The 16,525-nt window shown below is 69.3% G+C and carries 12 protein-coding genes and 1 pseudogene; 5 read left to right on the top strand and 8 right to left on the bottom strand.

The window, feature by feature from the left end; translation table 11 throughout:
- Positions 1-21 precede the first annotated feature (21 nt).
- Complete coding sequence (gene tssK, locus ABIB42_RS12075) at positions 22-1,380, top strand: type VI secretion system baseplate subunit TssK (RefSeq protein ID WP_219865034.1); 1,359 nt, start codon at positions 22-24, stop codon at positions 1,378-1,380.
- Positions 1,377-2,141, top strand: coding sequence for a type IVB secretion system protein IcmH/DotU (gene icmH, locus ABIB42_RS12070; RefSeq protein WP_071363217.1), 765 nt, complete (start codon positions 1,377-1,379; stop codon positions 2,139-2,141). The genes tssK and icmH overlap by 4 nt, the downstream gene beginning before the upstream one ends.
- Before the next feature lie 57 nt (positions 2,142-2,198).
- Here icmH and ABIB42_RS12065 read toward each other — a convergent pair whose 3' ends face one another.
- From ABIB42_RS12065 to ABIB42_RS12050, 4 genes and pseudogenes are all read right to left on the bottom strand, one after another.
- Complete coding sequence (locus tag ABIB42_RS12065; RefSeq protein ID WP_219863687.1) at positions 2,199-2,984, bottom strand: OmpA family protein; 786 nt, start codon at positions 2,982-2,984, stop codon at positions 2,199-2,201.
- A gap of 1 nt (position 2,985) precedes the next feature.
- On the bottom strand, positions 2,986-3,960 hold the full coding sequence (tagF, locus tag ABIB42_RS12060) for a type VI secretion system-associated protein TagF (RefSeq protein ID WP_040777698.1): 975 nt from the start codon (positions 3,958-3,960) through the stop codon (positions 2,986-2,988).
- Positions 3,957-7,734, bottom strand: a pseudogene (gene tssM, locus ABIB42_RS12055) (type VI secretion system membrane subunit TssM). The gene tagF and the pseudogene tssM overlap by 4 nt, the downstream one beginning before the upstream one ends.
- Positions 7,735-7,858: 124 nt before the next feature.
- Positions 7,859-8,698: a M15 family metallopeptidase gene (locus ABIB42_RS12050; protein WP_040777695.1), complete on the bottom strand. Its 840-nt coding sequence runs from the start codon at positions 8,696-8,698 to the stop codon at positions 7,859-7,861.
- A 92-nt stretch (positions 8,699-8,790) separates the two neighbouring features.
- On the opposite strand from ABIB42_RS12050, the gene ABIB42_RS12045 reads away from it, so the two are divergent.
- From ABIB42_RS12045 to ABIB42_RS12035, 3 genes are all read left to right on the top strand, one after another.
- Entirely contained in the window at positions 8,791-9,435 is a 645-nt protein-coding gene (locus ABIB42_RS12045) for a hypothetical protein (protein ID WP_040777692.1), read from the top strand.
- Positions 9,436-9,517: 82 nt separating this feature from the next.
- Positions 9,518-11,176, top strand: a complete 1,659-nt coding sequence (locus tag ABIB42_RS12040; RefSeq protein WP_219863682.1) for a VRR-NUC domain-containing protein — start codon at positions 9,518-9,520, stop codon at positions 11,174-11,176.
- A gap of 6 nt (positions 11,177-11,182) precedes the next feature.
- Positions 11,183-13,441, top strand: a complete 2,259-nt coding sequence (locus tag ABIB42_RS12035) for an ATP-dependent DNA helicase (protein WP_219863680.1) — start codon at positions 11,183-11,185, stop codon at positions 13,439-13,441.
- Between the two features lie 3 nt (positions 13,442-13,444).
- Here the strand turns inward: ABIB42_RS12035 and ABIB42_RS12030 are convergent, their stop codons facing one another.
- Genes ABIB42_RS12030 through ABIB42_RS12015 form a run of 4 tightly spaced genes read right to left on the bottom strand, consistent with a single transcriptional unit; the run spans position 13,445 to position 16,339 of the window.
- Positions 13,445-14,179 (bottom strand): LytR/AlgR family response regulator transcription factor, encoded by a 735-nt coding sequence (locus ABIB42_RS12030; protein WP_005669843.1) that lies wholly within the window; start codon positions 14,177-14,179, stop codon positions 13,445-13,447.
- Between the two features lie 3 nt (positions 14,180-14,182).
- Positions 14,183-15,259 carry a sensor histidine kinase gene (locus ABIB42_RS12025; RefSeq protein WP_005669841.1) on the bottom strand — a complete coding sequence of 359 codons (1,077 nt, stop codon included), beginning with the start codon at positions 15,257-15,259 and terminating at the stop codon, positions 14,183-14,185.
- On the bottom strand, positions 15,259-15,975 hold the full coding sequence (locus ABIB42_RS12020; RefSeq protein ID WP_313633021.1) for a LiaI-LiaF-like domain-containing protein: 717 nt from the start codon (positions 15,973-15,975) through the stop codon (positions 15,259-15,261). The genes ABIB42_RS12025 and ABIB42_RS12020 overlap by 1 nt, the downstream gene beginning before the upstream one ends.
- The gene (locus ABIB42_RS12015) at positions 15,965-16,339 is read right to left on the bottom strand and encodes a LiaI-LiaF-like domain-containing protein (protein ID WP_005669839.1); all 375 of its coding nucleotides are present in this window, start codon (positions 16,337-16,339) and stop codon (positions 15,965-15,967) included. Before ABIB42_RS12015 ends, ABIB42_RS12020 begins: the two co-directional genes overlap by 11 nt.
- Between the last annotated feature and the right edge of the window lie 186 nt (positions 16,340-16,525).

Genomic DNA, 16,525 nt, shown 5'->3' with positions numbered 1-16,525 from the left:
GGCGAGGAGGCGATCGTGAGCATGCCATCCAAGGTCTTATGGGGCGAGGGACTGTTCCTGCGGCCCCAGCATTTCCAGCAGCAGGACCGCTACCACGAAGCGCGCCTGAACCAGACCGCCTGCGCACTGCACCCGTATTGCTGGGGCGTGCGCAGGCTGGCGGTCGATCTCGACGCGCTGCGCAGCGACATCCTGCGCATCGACGAACTCGCGCTGCTGTTCCCGGACGGCGAAGTGGTGCGTGCGCCGGGCGACGACGTGCTGCCGCCGCAGGTGCGACTTGGCGACCTGCCGCCGGCGCAGCAAACGGTCACCTATCACGCCGCCCTGCCGGCGCTGCGCACGCACGGCGACAACTGCGCCAATGGCCCGGACGGACCGGAGACCATCGACGTGCGCTTCGGGCGCATCGACCGCGAGACCCAGGACTTGTATACCCAGGCCGCCGACGCCCCCGTGACCTATCTGCGCAAGGCGCTGCGCCTGGTGGCCGACAGCGAGCCGCTGGAAGCCTATGAAAGCTTCGCGCTGCTGCGCCTGCGGCGCGTGGCCACCGGCGGCTTCGAGATCGACCCCGGTTTCATTCCACCCAGCCTGTCGATCGACGCCGTGACGATGCCCGGCGCCGGCCTTTACGTCGGCCTGGCGCGGCTGATGGAAAAGCTGCTGGCCAAGGTCAATGCGCTGTACGGCGATCTGCGCGAGCCGAGCCGCAACGTGGTCGAGATCCGCGGCGGCGACGTGTCCTCGTTCTGGCTGCTGCACACGGCCAGCGCCGGCTATGCGGCGCTGGCCCACTACCTGCACCACCGCGAGCTGCATCCCGAGCGCCTGTACGGCGCCATGCTCGAGCTGGCCGGCGGCCTGATGACCTATTCGCGCAGCTACCGGCTCGAAGACCTGCCTTCCTACGTCCACGCCGATCCCGGCCCGCAGTTCGCGCGCCTGGACGGCATCATCCGCGACCTGTTGGATACCGTGATCTCGTCCCGCTACTTCACCATCGCCCTGCACAAGGACCGCCCGTCCTACTACCTGGGCGCGCTCGATTCGGGCCGCATCAATGCCCAGACCACCCTGTACCTGGCGGTGGCGGCCGACATGCCGGCGCTGCGCCTGGTCGAGGCGGTGCCGCTGCAGTTCAAGGTCGGCGCGCCGGAAGACGTCGACAAGTTCGTGCTGTCGGCGCTGCCCGGCGTGAAGCTGGTGCATGCGCCCCAGGTGCCGAGCGCGATTCCGGTGCGGCCCGACACCTATTACTTCGTGCTCGAAGGCCGCGGCGCGCTGTACGAGGCGATGCTCAAGACCCAGGCGATCTCGGTCTACGTGCCGAACGGCGTGCGCGAGCTGCGGCTCGAACTGATCGCGGTGTCGGCATGAGCGCCTTCGTCGAGCGCCGCGCCGCGCAACGAGGCGAGGATGGAAAACCCGGCAGCCGCCGCCAGCGCCTGGTCGACATCATGTACGAAGGCTTCCACGCCCTGTTCCTGCTGAAAAACGGCTGCGGGCCGCAGGACAAGGGCGCCTTCGCCGACAATATGACCGCCTTCCTGGCCGACGTCGACCGCAGCGCCAAGGCGCTCGGCATCGCGGCCGAAGACGTGACGGCGGCCAAGTACGCCTACTGCTCGGCGGTGGACGAGATCATCCTGCGCTCGAGCTACGAGGTGCGCGAGGCCTGGGAAACCCGTCCGCTGCAGCTGCGCGTGTTCGGCGACCAGCTCGCCGGCGAGCACTTCTTCCACCGGCTGGAAGACCTGCGCGCCAAGGGAGCGCAGCAGGTCGAGGCGCTGGAGGTCTTCCATATGTGCCTGCTGCTGGGCTTCCAGGGCCGCTATGCGCTGGACGGCAAGGACAAGCTGGACTACCTGGTGGCGCGCCTGGGCGACGAGATCGCGCGCATGCGCGGCCGCACGCGCGGCTTCGCGCCGCACGCCGAGCGGCCGGACCAGGTGGTCAACCGCCTGCGCAGCGACCTCTCGCTGTGGGTGCTGGCGGCGGTGTTCACGCTGGCCGGGCTGGGAGCCTACCTGGGCTTTCGCACCGTGCTGGGCAACGAGTCCGAGCTGGCGCTGGCGCACTACAACGACCTGGTCAAGCTGCCGCCGAAAGCCGCGCACGTGACCATCACCCTGCCCTGAAAGCAGAACAGCCCCGGGATCGTGGTTCCCGGGGCCGCCGGTCCTGCTACCCAGGTCTTATTGGATGACCTTGAACTCGATGCGCCGGTTGCGCGCCTTGCCTTCCGGCGTGCGGTTGTCGGCCACCGGCCGGTCCGGACCTTCGCCCGACACCGCGATCGACGCTTCCGCGATCCCCTGGCTCACCACATAGGCTTTCACCGCCTCGGCGCGCGCCTGGCTCAGCGACAGGTTGCCGGCGCGCGAACCGGCGTTGTCGGTGTGGCCGATCACCTCGACCTTCACGCCATTGAGCTTCTTCAGGGCCGCCGTCATCCCATCCAGCACCTCGGTGCCGGCCGGGGTCAGGGTCGCCTTGCCCGACTCGAATTCGATGATGCGGTCGGCCAGCGCCGCATCCAGCACGCTCTGCTGCGAGACGGTCACCCGCAGGCCGTTGTTGACCGTATAGGTCGGATTGAGCCGGGCCGCGATCTCGCCGGCGATCTGCTGGCGCTGGGCTTCGCTCGCCACGTCACCGCGCAGGCTGACGCTGTTGCCCTCGACTTTCAGCTGGCCGCCCTTCACCAGGCGCAGGTTCGGCCCGATCAGGCTGCCCACGTAATTGTTCCAGTTGGCAGGCGTCGAGACGGTGCCGACCGACAGCTGGTCGACCACGCGCTGCGCACCGTACACGGCGCGCAGGCGCTCGAGCAGCGCGGCCTTGGCGGCTTCGTCGGCCACCATGCCGCTGACCACGACCGGGGCCTCGGCCGCGCCTGGCGCCGTCTGCGCGGCCAGCGGCAATCCGGCGGCCAATCCGGCGGCCAATCCAAGCAACAGGGTCAGGGTGCGAAGTTTCACGTCAGGCTCCGATGAAGGTCTTCATGAACAGGTCGCGCGCCAGCGACAGCGGCAGGTCGGGCTGGGCCAGGTGGCTGGAGAGCTGGCGCACGTCGGCGTCGAACTGCAGCTGCTCGTCGATCCAGTCCGTGTCCAGCAGGCGCACCTGCAGCTCGGCGCCGACCAGGGGATCGATCACGGCGCGCAGGGTTTCGGCCAGCGCCGCGCAAAAGCCCACCACCAGCACCGGCCGTTCTTCCTGGCGCGTGATGAACAGCGCCAGGTCGAATTGCGCGCGGCGCAGGAAAGGCGTGATCAGCTCGAGCCAGAAGGCGGCCACCGGATAGCGCGCCGACGCGTTGTGCGGCAGCGGCAGCACCAGGCTCTTATGCAGCTCGGCCGGCTGGCTGTGCATGACCGGCTGCAGCAGCAATCCCAGCGCCAGCACCAGGCGCGCCGCGCTGGCATTCGCGCTGGCGCTCGACACTGCGCGGCCCAGCAGGCCGTCGAGCGAGGCGATCGTGCCGTGCTCCATCCAGCGCGCCAGCGCCGCCTCGTCTCCCAACCCGATCGCGCTGTCGGCGATCGCCTGCAGGTAGGCGGCGGGGTCGCCCTCGCCCAGCACCTTGGGGCAGATCTCTTCCAGGAACACCCAGAGCGGCGCGAACGCCAGCGGACAACGCGCGACGAAGGCGGCGGGATCGCTCACCGCCAGCGTGCGGGTGGCGAGAAAGGGAAAGCGCCGCCCCGACTGGTCGTGGCTGGCCAGCAGGTGGCCGGCCACCGCGTGGTGCCGCGCCGGGCCGACCAGGGCGAAGCTCACCGGCGCCATCGCATCGTAGTGAAAGCGCCAGCGCGCGTCCGACGGCAGCAGGGTCATCACCTGCGCCAGCCAGGCGTCGAGCATGCCGATCGCGGCCGGGTCGTGGGCCAGCTTGACGAAGTCGGCGCGCGCCGGGACCTTGCCGAAGTAGCCGATGCGGTCGGCGCGCATCATTGGCCTCCCGCGCTGGCCAGCGCCGGCGCCGCGTCCTGGGCTTCATGGCGGCCGACGATCGCCGGCGGCAGGCGCAGGCCGCGGAAACCCTGGGCCTGGCTCTGGCCGCCCCCGGTGGACTGCGGGCTGCTGACGATCTTCAGGTCGACCGCCACCGAGACGTTCTGCGCGCTCCAGCGCAGCTCGAACACCCCGCCGTCCTTGCGCTTGCGCTGGGCCGCCTCGAACAGGCGCTGCAGGCCGAACTGGCCCGGCTGGTTGAACAGCTCCACCGTGCGGCCATCGAAGGTGACCGCCGAGACCCGCGCGCCCGAGACGCCCTGCGGGCCCGGATGGACCATATTGTTCCAGCTGGGCGGCGTGTTCCGGTAGCGCAGCTGCTGGCCGTCGATCTCGAGCGTGTACTCGAGCGTGCCGGGCGCGCTCAGGGGCAGCACCTGGAACACGGTCTGGGCCGCCCCGCTGGCCGCCACGCCGTTGTTCGACAGCGGCGCCACCCAGCCGGGGAAGGCGGCCACCGCCTGCGGCGCCAGCGAGATGCCGATGTCGGCCCAGGTGCGCGCCGCCAGTACGTCGCCGCGCCGCACCACCAGCGGCCCCATCGCCGTGCCCACGAACTTGGCCACTGCGCCTTCGGGGCCGAACACCTGGCCGATCTCGCCGGGCGTCGCCTCGACGCTGGAATCCTGGGCGAACGGGTACTTGGCGGCGAGCGTGCGGGTAAACGGCTCGACCACCTGCGCCTGCCAGGTCTTGTTGATCTCGGCCTCGGACGGCAGCACGATCATGGCGAAGGTCTGGGTGAGCGGGCGCACCAGCAGCGGGCGCAGCGCCTGTTTCTGGCTGTCGCTCATCCCGGTCAGCATCTGTTCGTCGACGTAGCGCAGCGCGTCGGCCAGCTCCGAGCCGCTGCCCTCCAGCGTCTGCTGCATGAACTGCTTGGCGCCGGGACCCGGATCGCCCTGGTTCTTCAATGCGTTGAGCCGCGTGCGCAGCCGCGACAGCGCGTCGAGATAGCCGGTCATCAGCGACGCTTCCTTTTCCCTGGCGCCGACCAGGCGCGCCACGCCGGCGAACTCGCGTCCGATCGGGCCGGCCCCCTGTTGTTGCTGGGCCAGCAGCTGGGACGGGTCGACGCTGTCGGCCAGCGTGCGCGCGTCGGACGGCGCCCGCCGCAAGACCACCTGCTTGAACCACTCGATCACGCCGCGCTCGGTCTTGCCGATGGGCGCGCGCAGGCCGCCCGGATTGTCCCAGGCCGTCTCTTCATAGATGGTGCGCAGCAGCTTGGCGATCGGCGAGGATTGCGGGTCGCCCAGGCGGTTCATGGCCTGCACGCTGGCGTCGAAGCCGCGCAGGTCGGCGATCGCCACGCCCTGCACGAACTTCGACCATTCGCGCGCATAGTCGGCCTTGTACAGGTCGATCAGCGCCTTCTGGATCTGTTCGGGGCTGCCCTCCAGGGTCAGGTCGTCGCGCGCGGTGGTCTTGAGCACCCAGTCGACCGTGTTCAGTTCCTTGTTCGAGGCATCCCGGATGGCGCCGAGCACGAACTTGTCCCAGGCCGCGCGGGTGAAGGCGCCGCTGACGGCGTGGCTGCCGGCCACCAGCGCCGCATCCTGCTCGCCGACGATGCGCGCCACCGTCACCGCCGGGAAGCGGGTGGCGGTGCGGGTCTTGATGTCGGCGTACACGCGCTCGCGCGCCGGCGTGCCGCGCACCACGCGGCGCAGGTGCTCGCGCGTGGTGTCGAGCAGGCTCAGTTTGGGCGAAATCTGCGGCCAGGCCGGGTCGTCGATGTGGGCCAGGTGGAAGGTCATCAGGCGCTCGGCGCTGCGGATCATCTGCTCGCGCGGCATGCTGCCGCGGTTCGCCTCCAGCCAGCCGCGCCAGTAGCGCGTGAGCTGATCGTTCAGGTGGCCCGGCTCGGCATACGATTTAGTGCCCAGCATCAGATAGGTCTTGAGCGCGTTGTAGGCGTCGCCGACATCCGTGGGCGACGCGTCCTGGTAAGGCTGGCCAAGCCTGGGCGCGCTGGCGGACACGGACGCGGGCGCGGCCACCTGGCGCCCCGGATCGAGGGCGGCTGCATTGTTGTTGACCTCCGTGAGCATGGTCTCGAGCGCGCCGGCGACCGGTTCGACCATCACCGCGCGCACCCCGGCGAAGTATTCGTCGCGCAGCTTGCGCGCCAGAATATCGCCCTGGTACAGGCCGAAGCCCAGCGCCCACGGCTTGTCGTCGGCATAGCGCTCCAGTTGCTCGATGCGGTCCTGCAGGATGTCGAGGGCCTCCAGGCGCGACTGCAGGTCGATGCGGCCCGCCTGCAGCTTCATCACCTTGTCGAGATCCGACTGCACGTTGGCGACCAGCTGGCGGTTGCCCATGTACGACCACGACCAGCCGCCCATCGCGCAGCCCAGCAGGATGGTGGCGGCGAAGAAGGCGCCCAGCTTCCAGCGCGCCGCGGCCGGATTCGTGTAGCGCTTGACCAGTTCGCGGTCGGCGAAGACCACCTTGCGGAACAGCTCGAGCAAGAAATAACCGGATTGCGCCCCCGCCTGCGAACCTGCCGGCTCCCCGGCACCCTCGCCCCCCCTTTCTCTCCTGCAGCGCCAGGTCGAAACGGCTGGCCACGCGCCGGCTCGACAGGTCTTGCACGCTGCCTTCCTGCAGCGCGCTGGTGAAATAAAAGCCGCGGAACACCGGCTTGAACTGATAGGTATTCTCTTCGAACAGCGTGGCCAGGAAGGCGCGCAGCGGCGTGCGCAGCGCGGCGAATTCCAGCGGGAAGGTGAACACGCCGGAACGCAGCGTCGTGCTGCGGTTGGCGCCCATGCCGGCCAGGCTCATTTCCTTCAGGCCGTCGACCAGTTCGTCGAAGTGCTCGTCGAAGAAGGCCAGCACGTCCTGCGGCGCGGCGCGCCGGTTGTAGCGCAGGGTCGCGCCCCAGATGCGCTCGCGCTCGGCCTGTTCGCTGCCGTGGAAGAAGTCGAGGAAGCCGGCGACCAGGTCGGCCTTGGTGAACACCACGTACACCGGCGCGTGCACGCCCAGGCGCTCGGTCAGTTCCTGCACCCGGGTGCGCAGGTTCTTGGCCAGTTCGTGCGAGGCGGTAGCCGGGCCGGCCATCAGCTCGGCCACGCTGACCGCGATCAGGATGCCGTTGATCGGCGCGCGCTGGCGGTATCGCTTGAGCAGGTCGAGGAAGCCGAACCACTCGGCGCGGTCGTCGTCCTGCACCGAGTAGCGCCCCGCGGTGTCGAGCAGGATGCCGTCGGTGGTGAAGAACCAGTCGCAGTTGCGGGTGCCGCCCACGCCCTGCAGCGCCTTGTTGCCGGGGATCGGGAAGCTCAGCCCCGAGTGCACGATGGCGCTGCTCTTGCCGGCCGCCGGGTTCCCGATGATCATGTACCAGGGCAGCTCGTACAGGGCCGCGGCGCCGCGCGTCAGGCCCAGCTTCGAGGTCTTGATGGTGCCGACCGCCTCCAGCAGGTTCTTGCGCAGCACCGCGACTTCGTCCTTGCCGCCGTCCTCGCCGGCGCCTGCCCCGGCGATGGCGCCCGCCAGCTTGCGCGCCTGGCGTGCGCGCCAGGCGCGGCGCAGCATCCACCAGATGCCCCAGCAGGCCAGCAGCGCCAGGGCGCCGATCGCGGCCCACACGAGGCCGACGCCGAGCAGGCCGGCGCCGATTACCAGGATGGCCGCCAGCGCGGTGAGACCGATCGCGGCCAGCACGCGGCTGTCGGTCAGGAACTTCCAGAGTCGTGCCATGGCGGGGTCTCTTGTAGAAAGATCTCACAGGAAATGGTCGCACGGGCATACGGCACGCTGCTTGACTCTGCGCAATGCGGCCAAAATCCGAAAAACCGCGCAACAACCCACCGACGACGACGCCTCAGCGCCCCATCACCCCGCGCATGCGCAACTCGATGTGGCCGAAATCCATCATTTTCCAGCGCCCGCCCCAGGTCAGGCCCAGCGATTCGGCCACCTGGCCATACAGCTGGTAGCCGCGCATGGCCCACGGATCCTTTTCCGAGATCACCAGCTTGCCGTCGCGCAGGAAGGCGCAATCGGCCGCCAGGCCATACTGGTGCCAGCTCTGGAAGGCGCGCGCATTGGTGACGTGGCCGCCGGTCGCGGCCAGCTCATCCTGGCGCGCCGGACTGCGGTAGCCCTCGAGCAGCGCCATCTCGTAGCCATGCTGTTCCTTCATGATCTTGAACGCCAGCAGCAGGCGCTGGCTGAAGTCGGGATGCAGCAAGCCCCAGTTACGGCTGGCGCCGACCAGCATCGGCCGCACCAGCTCGACCTCGGCCGTGGTGAACACGCTGGGCGGCAGCGCCACCGGCGGCACCAGCTGCTCGCCGGCCAGCAGCGCCGCCACCTGTTCGTCGGGCAAGGCGCTGCTGCCCTCGTACACCGGCAGCATGGCCGGATTGCTCAGCGCCAGCGCCAGCAGCGAAGGAATCAACACCGCCGGCGCGCCGATGGCCAGCAGCACCTGGTGGCGGCGCACTCCCTGCACCACCCGCTCGCGCAGCGACAGGGTGACGCTGTCGCGCATGGCGCCGGCGGCGCGCGTGCCGGCATGGCTCCAGGCACCGGCGCGGCCGGCCAGGCCACGCATGGCATGCATCCCGCGCGCCATCCAGGCCCGTCCACTTGGAAAAAGAACAAGCCAAGCCAGGCCTGAAGCGAGACAAACGTACAGAAGGGCGATCAAGATCAGCATCGGACTCCCCAGGATTGTTTCTAATCAGAACAGGAGAAGCCAATCTTAGGAGTAATGTCGTGCGTCCATCAGACGAAAATCAAGACAACCGCATGCATGCCCATATGCGTCCCAACCTGATGTCGTCGGCGCGCCGCGGCGGCCGCGAAGACAGCATCCTCGCCAAGCTCGAGCGCGAGCCGGCGCGGCGCGCGGGCGCCGGTCACGGCGCGCGCCTGGCCTGGTATGGCGCGGCGGTGGCGGTCGCCGTCGGTTTGACGGCGACCCTGGCCTGGCTGGCGGCCGGCGCCGGTCCCGCGCCGATGGAAGTGGCGCGGCACGATGCGGCGCCCGCCCCGATCGCGAGCATGGACCCGGCGCCGGTCGAGACGGCCTTGATCGTCGACACGGCGCCCCAACCGGAGCCAGACCCGGTGCTGGCGGCGGCGCCTGCGCCCGTTCCGCCGCTGCGCCTGCTCGAACCGGCCGCCGCGCCTACGACGGCCCCAGCCAAGGCCGCGCCGGCGTCCGTCAAGACGGCCCCGGCGCGCCGTCCGGAAGCGCGCGCCGCCGCCCCAGCCCGCTCTCGCGTCCAGGCGCCACGCCAGGCCGCGCGTCAGGCCCGGACGGTGAATCCCGCACGCGCCGGCGAGGCCCAGGACGACAGCGACGTCGCCCTGATCTCGGCCGTGATCTACCATGCCAACGGTCATGCCGCGCCGGCGGAAGATGAAACCCCTGCCCCTCCTGCACGCTAGGCGTGGCAAATAGGCCGCACCTGGCGGGCGGCCGCCGCCAGAAAACGCTATACTGTATATAAGTACAGGTGGGCGTTCGGTGATGATCAGGGTGTTGGAAAACGAGTTTTATTATCTGGATAACTTCCAGCGGGTTCTCGATTGGATCGGCGAACGCTATGGCGATTTGCTCGACGACGGCGAACAGGCCTTCCTGGCCCGGTTCCCGACCTTGCCGCACAATGCGCGCGCCCTGTTCGTGCGCATGGTCATGCGCAAAGGTAACCTGTTCCGCGCCAGCAAACTGAGCTATGCCGAGATCGGTTGTCCGGTCGAGGCTGCCTCCCACCTGCTCGGCACCGGCTGGATCGAACCCGACCCCGAACTCACGCTCGACGAATTGTTCGACCTGCTGTCCAAGCCCGAGATCCTCGACGCCTTCGGCGCGCAGTTGCCGCGCAAGACAGCGCGCAAGGACGAACAGCTGGACGCCCTGCGCCCCGCATTCCCCGAGGCGCGCCGCTTCTCCGGCTGGCATCCGGCCTGTCCCGACGTCGCCTGGCGCATCCTGGTCAAGCCGCTGTGCGACCGCCTGCGCCTGGTCTTTTTCGGCAACCTGCACCAGGGCTGGACCGACTTCGTGCTGTCCGACCTCGGCCTGTTCCGCTACGAGAGCGTGGACATCTCGCCCGCCTCGCGCGGTTTTCGCCGCCGTGCCGACGTCGACCACTACCTGCAGCTGCATGCCTGCCGCGAGCGCTTCGCCGCCGGCGAAGACGTCGACGAGGTGGTGCGCGACCTGCCCGTGCACGCCTTCGACAACGACTGGCTCGAGAGCCGGCGCGAAAAACTGACGTTCCAGATCGGCCAGCACTACGAAAAGCTGAAGGACTGGGACGGCGCCTACGCCGCCTACGCGCGCTGCCGCTTTCCCGGCGCGCGGGCGCGCGCGATCCGCGTGCTCGAAAAACACGAGCGCTTCGAGCAGGCCCATGCCCTGTTGCTTGCAGCTCAGTGCGCGCCCGAGAACGAAGCCGAGCGCCAGCACCTGTCCCGCATCGCGCCGCGCCTGGCGCGCCGCCTTGGCCACGCGCGCCTGGCGCCGCGCGCCAAGACGCAGGTAGAGCGCATCGAGCTGTCGCTGGCGCCGCCGAACGGCGAACGCTGGGTCGAGGGCGCCGTGCGCGGCCACCTGCACGGGAGCGATGCGCCCGTGTTCTACGTCGAGAACGCGCTCGCCAACACCCTGTTCGGCCTGCTGTGCTGGCGCGCCGTGTTCGCCGCCATTCCCGGCGCCTTCTTCCACCCTTTCCACCGCGGCCCGGCCGACCTGCACAGCGCCGACTTCCACCAGCGCCGGCAGGCCGAATTCGCCGCCTGCCTGGCGGAGCTGGACAGCGGCAGCTACCGCGACACGATCCTGCGCACGTACCGCGAGAAAGCCGGCCTGCAATCGCCGTTCGTGCACTGGGACGGCGTCACGCTGGACCTCATCGAGCTGGCCCTGGCCTGCATCCCGGCCGCCCACCTGCGCAAGTGGTGCGAACGCATCCTGGCCGACGTCAAGGAAAACCGCACGGGCTTTCCCGACCTGATCCAGTTCTGGCCAAGCGAAGGCCGTTACCTGATGATCGAAGTGAAAGGCCCGGGCGACCGCCTGCAGGACAACCAGCTGCGCTGGATCGACTACTGCGCGGCGCATGACATGCCGGTCGCCGTGTGCTACCTGCAGTGGATCGAGCCTACCGAGATGGCGGCCTGAGATTACGTGAGCTACACCATCGCCGTACGCGCCCTGTGCGAGTTCACCGCCAAGCAGGGTGACCTCGACCTGCGCTTCACCCCCTCCCCCAGCGCCCAGGAAGGCATTGCCGGCCATGCCGTCGTGGCCGGCCGCCGCGGCGACGGCTACCGCAGCGAGGTCGCGCTGTCCGGCCAATGGAACGAATTGCACGTGCGCGGCCGGGCCGACGGCTACGACGCCAATGAAAATCTGATCGAAGAGGTCAAGACCCATCGCGGCCGGGTGGACGCCATTCCCGACAACCACCGCCACCTGCACTGGGCCCAGCTGCGCGTCTATGGCCACCTGCTGTGCCAGGAACAGGGCATGGAGTCGGTCAACCTGGCCCTGGTCTACTACGACATCGTCAGCGGCGTCGAAACCGTGCTGCGCGAGACGCGCGACAGCGCCTGGCTGCGCGCGCACTTCGAAGAGCTGTGCCAGCGCTTCTCGGGCTGGGCCGCCAGCGAAGCGGCGCACCGCGCGGCGCGCGACGCCGCATTGCAGTCGCTGTCGTTCCCGCATGCCGACTTCCGCCCCGGCCAGCGCCAGCTCGCCGAAAGCCTCTACCGCGCCAACGCCAGTGGGCGCTGCCTGCTGGCGCAGGCCCCGACCGGCATCGGCAAGACCGTGGGCAGCCTGTTCCCGGTGCTCAAGGCCATGCCGCGCGAGAAGCTGGACAAGGTCTTCTTCCTGGCCGCGAAGACCCCCGGCCGGCGCCTGGCGCTGGACGGCGCCGCGACCCTGTGCGCCGGCAGCAAAGCCCCGTTGCGCGTGCTCGAACTCACCGCGCGCGACAAGGCCTGCGAGCATCCCGACAAGGAGTGTCATGGCGAATCCTGTCCGCTGGCGCGCGGCTTCTACGATCGCCTGCCGGCCGCCCGCGCGGCCGCGACGGCCGTGCCCGTGCTGGACCGCGAGGCGCTGCGCGAGGTCGCGCTGGCGCACGAAGTCTGCCCCTATTACCTGGGCAGCGAGATGGCGCGCTGGTCCGACATGATCGTCGGCGACTATAACTATTATTTCGACGGCAGCGCCATGCTGTACGCGCTGGCGCTCGCCAACGGCTGGAAAACCAGCCTGCTGGTCGACGAGGCCCACAACCTGGTCGGCCGCGCGCGCTCGATGTACAGCACCGAGCTCGATCGCGAGCTGCTGCGCCTGGCCCGCGCCGGCTCGCCGCCAGCCGTCAAGAAGGTGCTGGAGCGCGTGGGCCGCGCCTGGACCGCGGTCGACAAGACGGCGCCGGCGCCCTACCAGCTGCTCGAGAAGATTCCAGCGAAGCTGGTCGACGCGCTGCAGGAAGCGGGCAGCGCCATCAACGAACACCTGGCGGCCTTTCCCGGCCCGCTCGACCCCGACCTGCAGCGCTTTTACTTCGACGCCATGGGGTTCGTGCGGCTGGCCGAATCGTTCGGGCCACACTCGCTGTGCGACCTGAGCCGGCACGCCGACCGTCCCACCGTACGCGATTCGACGATCTGCATCCGCAACGTGGTGCCGGCGCCCTTCCTCGGGCCGCGCTTCGCCGCCACCCATTCGAGCACGCTGTTCTCGGCCACGCTCGGGCCCTGGCACTACTGCCTCGACACCCTCGGCATGCCCGAAGACACGGCCTGGGTCGAGGTCGACTCGCCGTTCAAGGCGAGCCAGCTCGAGGTCCACGTCGCGCGCGGTATCTCGACCCGCTACCAGGTGCGCGCCGCCTCGGTCCAGCCCATCGCCGAACTGATCGCGCGCCAGTACCGCGAACGTCCCGGCAACTACCTGGCCTTCTTCAGCAGCTTCGACTATCTCGACAAGGTGGCGAACGCGCTGGAGCGGCTGGATCCGGCCATCCCGGCCTGGCGCCAGGAACGCCGCATGAGCGAGCACGAACGCCAGGGCTTCATCGACCGCTTCGACGTCAAAGGCGCGGGGGTCGGCTTCGCGGTGCTGGGCGGCGCCTTCGGCGAAGGCGTGGACCTGCCGGGCGAGCGCCTGATCGGCGCCTTCGTCGCCACCCTCGGCCTGCCCCAGGTCAATCCCGTCAACGAGCAGCTGCGCGAACGGATGCAGGCGCTGTTCGGCGCCGGCTACGATTACACCTATCTGTATCCCGGCATCCAGAAGGTGGTGCAGGCGGCCGGGCGCGTGATCCGCACCGAGCAGGATCGCGGCGTGGTGTGGCTGATCGACGACCGCTTCGCCCAGCCGGGCATCCGGAACCTGATGCCGGCCTGGTGGGAGCTCGGGTCCCGGTGAACCTCACGCCAGCCGTTCGCGTATCTTCTGGTAGCCGCTGCGGCTGATCGGCAACCTGACGCCGCCCCTGAGCACCGCGCAATGGTTGTCCTTGCTGACCGGCTCGATGCGTTCGACCGCGCAGACATTGACGATGAACGAGCGGTGGATGCGCACGAACACGACGCCGTCGAGCTGCGCCTCGAGCTCGGACAGGCGCTGGTGCTTCAGGTAGCCCTTCCCGCCCGCCATGATGCGCACGTAGTCGTCCTGGGCCTCGATGTAGTCGACGTTGCCGGCGGCGACCACGTGCACGCGGGCGCCGTCGCGGATCAGGATCCGTTCGAGCGGCTGCTGGCGTGCCTGCGCATCCTTCACCGCCGCGGCGATGCCGGCCCGGGCCGGCTGCGGCGCGCGCAGGCGCGCCTGCGCCAGCGCCTCGGCCAGGCGCTCGCGCGAGAACGGCTTGAGCAGGTAGTCGAGCGCGTGCACCTCGAAGGCGCGCAATGCGAACTGGTCGTAGGCGGTGGCGAAGATATAGTGCGGCCTGGCGCCGGCCAGCTCCACCACCTCGAAGCCGTCCAGCCTGGGCATCTGGATGTCCAGGAAGACCAGGTCGGGATCGTGCTCGGCGATCGCCTTCACCGCCTCGAACCCATTGGCGCATTCGCCCACGATCTCGACGTCGGGATGCGCCGCCAGGTACTCGCGCAGCAGCGCGCGCGCCAGGTGTTCATCGTCCACGATCAGGGTTCGCATCCCTCATTCTCCTGTGTCGGCGGGCAGCGCCAGCTCCACCCTGAAAATATTGTCGACGCGCGCCGCATGCACGCTCGCGTCGATCCCGTACTCCGCCAGCAGGCGCGCACGCACATTGGCCAGGCCGACGCCGCCGCCCGCAGCCGCATTGGTCCCATCCGCGCCATCCGGGTCGACGTCGTTTTCCACCCGCAGCCTGAGCCGCGAACCGGCGCGCTCGACGTGCACCCGCACCACGCCGCCCTCGGGCAGCTGGCCGATGCCGTGCTTGACCGCGTTCTCGACCAGCGGCTGCAGGATCATGGGCGGCAGCAGGCAAGCCTCGGCCTCCCGGTCCACGTGGCGCTCGACGCCCAGGCGTGGCCCGAAGCGCACCTGCTCGATCGCCACGAAGCGCCCGACCAGCGCCACCTCCTGGGCCAGCGTCACCTTGCGGTGCGCCTCGAGTCCCAGCGTATGGCGAAAGAAGCCCGCCAGCTGCAAGGTCATGTCGCGCGCCGCGCCGGCGTCGATCGCGGTCAGCGCGCTGATCGAATTGAGGCTGTTGAACAGGAAATGCGGATCGACCTGGGTGCGCAGCATGCGCAGTTCGGCGTCCTGGGCCAGGAGCTTGAGTTCGAGCTCGCGCCGCTCAAGGCCGCGCGCGCGCTCGAACTCCAGCGCCAGGTAGTGGGCGCAGGCGGTCATCCCGTACAGCAGCACGCCGACGCCGAACATCACCGCCGTCAGCGGCCGCGACATCGTCACGCCGTCACCGGCCGGCGCCAGCCACTGCCACCAGGCGGCCCAGCCGGACGCCGCGGCGCACCACAGCAGGGCCGCGCACACGGCGGTGAGGAAGAACACGCCCAGCACCGCCGGCGTCGACTTGCGCGCCAGCGGATAGGCGCGGCACAGGTAATACGCCGAGAAGCCGCACACGGCGGCGTAGACCAGCACGAGCGGCAGCACGAACAGGAGACTGGGCGCCAGGCCGGCGCCGCCGGTGGCGGACAGCAGCCCGGCCAGCATCAGCCCCAGCATCAGCCAGGCCGCCAGGTACAGCGCGGCGCCGCGCCGCGCCCAGAATCCGCCGCCCATCAGTTGCGGATTTCCACGCCACCCATGATCGCGTAGCCGCGGATGACCAGCCGCTTGGCGTCGTCCGGCGGCGCGATGGTCTTTTCCTCGAAGCCGCCCAGGATCGGCGTGCCGTGCAACACGATGGCCCAGTCGGGCGGGCACTTGATGGAAACGCCGCCCCAGAAGGCGAACACATTGATCACCGCCTCGCCCTGGATCGACGCGCCGCGCATATCGAGTTCGCAGCCGCCCATCACCGCCGTGATCTCGCCGCCGCGAAAGTTCCGGGTCGTGACGCGGCGCTCGTAGCCGCCCAGGATGGCGGTGATGTCCAGCACCTCGCCGGCGCCGGCGGGCGCGCCGTCGGCCAACGCCACGCCGTGTTCCAGCGCGCGCTTGCTGCGCACCGCCTTCGCCACCAGCAAGGCGCCGAAGCCGATCAGGACCAGCGGCCAGATGGTGCGCCAGCTGAAGTCGATGATGTCCATCCGGTCCAGCATCAGGAGGATGCCCACGCCGACCAGCCCGGCCCCGAGCAGGATGCCGCCCTGGGTGCGGGTGTCGCACAGCTTGACGGCGCCGACGATGACGAACACCATCGGCCAGAACGAAAACGCGCGGTGCATGTCGACGAAGCCCAGGTTATCGAGCAGGAACAGCAGCCCCATCCCGATCACGAGCAGGCCGAGCACGACCTGGCTCGTCACGCCTTTGGCATGCGGATCATTTTTCATGGCGGTTCCTTTGGTTGTTGGCGAAGCGGCGCGCGATGAACGGATCCAGCACCAGCTTGACGCCCCACATCAGGATGAACAGCGGCCAGCTGTTACGGAAGGTCAGGCCGAAGGCGTTCTCCAGCACGGCGAACAGCCACAGGCCGGTGAACACGGTCCATAAGCCGCTGCTGAACTCCTTCGGGCTCGGGTAGCCGATGGTCTGGCCGATGCCGACCACGACCAGCAGCAAGGGGGCGTAATGCCAGTAGTCCTGGGCGTCGATATAGTGCAGGCGGTCGAGCAGCACCACCGCGCCCACCACGATCAGGAGCAGGCCCCACAGCACCTGCTTGCGCCAGCGATAGGCGTCTTCAGTATCCATTGCGTCACTCCTCTCGTTATCGAACTGGATACACGATAACAAGCGGGAAGGCAATCGCGAAAGCGCTATTCGGCGAATGGCGGGTGGAAGGCGGCGAATGGCGAGCGCGCGCGGCGCGCGGCGGCGAATGAAGAAGATCGGGGAGGATGGACGTAAAAAGGCCCGCCTCGCGGGCGGGCCGCAGGC

Origin of the sequence: Massilia sp. UYP32 (assembly GCF_050434365.1) — a bacterium.
In the GTDB taxonomy this organism is placed as follows: Bacteria; Pseudomonadota; Gammaproteobacteria; order Burkholderiales; family Burkholderiaceae_D; genus Telluria; species Telluria timonae.
This window is presented reverse-complemented; position numbering and strand designations above follow the sequence as displayed.

Coding starts and splice junctions, on each gene's coding strand:
- tssK (WP_219865034.1), top strand. CDS start 22: ATGCCATCCAAGGTCTTATGGGGCGAGGGACTGTTCCTGCGGCCCCAG.
- icmH (WP_071363217.1), top strand. CDS start 1,377: ATGAGCGCCTTCGTCGAGCGCCGCGCCGCGCAACGAGGCGAGGATGGA.
- tagF (WP_040777698.1), bottom strand. CDS start 3,960: ATGATGCGCGCCGACCGCATCGGCTACTTCGGCAAGGTCCCGGCGCGC.
- ABIB42_RS12050 (WP_040777695.1), bottom strand. CDS start 8,698: ATGCTGATCTTGATCGCCCTTCTGTACGTTTGTCTCGCTTCAGGCCTG.
- ABIB42_RS12045 (WP_040777692.1), top strand. CDS start 8,791: ATGCATGCCCATATGCGTCCCAACCTGATGTCGTCGGCGCGCCGCGGC.
- ABIB42_RS12040 (WP_219863682.1), top strand. CDS start 9,518: ATGATCAGGGTGTTGGAAAACGAGTTTTATTATCTGGATAACTTCCAG.
- ABIB42_RS12030 (WP_005669843.1), bottom strand. CDS start 14,179: ATGCGAACCCTGATCGTGGACGATGAACACCTGGCGCGCGCGCTGCTG.
- ABIB42_RS12025 (WP_005669841.1), bottom strand. CDS start 15,259: ATGGGCGGCGGATTCTGGGCGCGGCGCGGCGCCGCGCTGTACCTGGCG.
- ABIB42_RS12020 (WP_313633021.1), bottom strand. CDS start 15,975: ATGAAAAATGATCCGCATGCCAAAGGCGTGACGAGCCAGGTCGTGCTC.
- ABIB42_RS12015 (WP_005669839.1), bottom strand. CDS start 16,339: ATGGATACTGAAGACGCCTATCGCTGGCGCAAGCAGGTGCTGTGGGGC.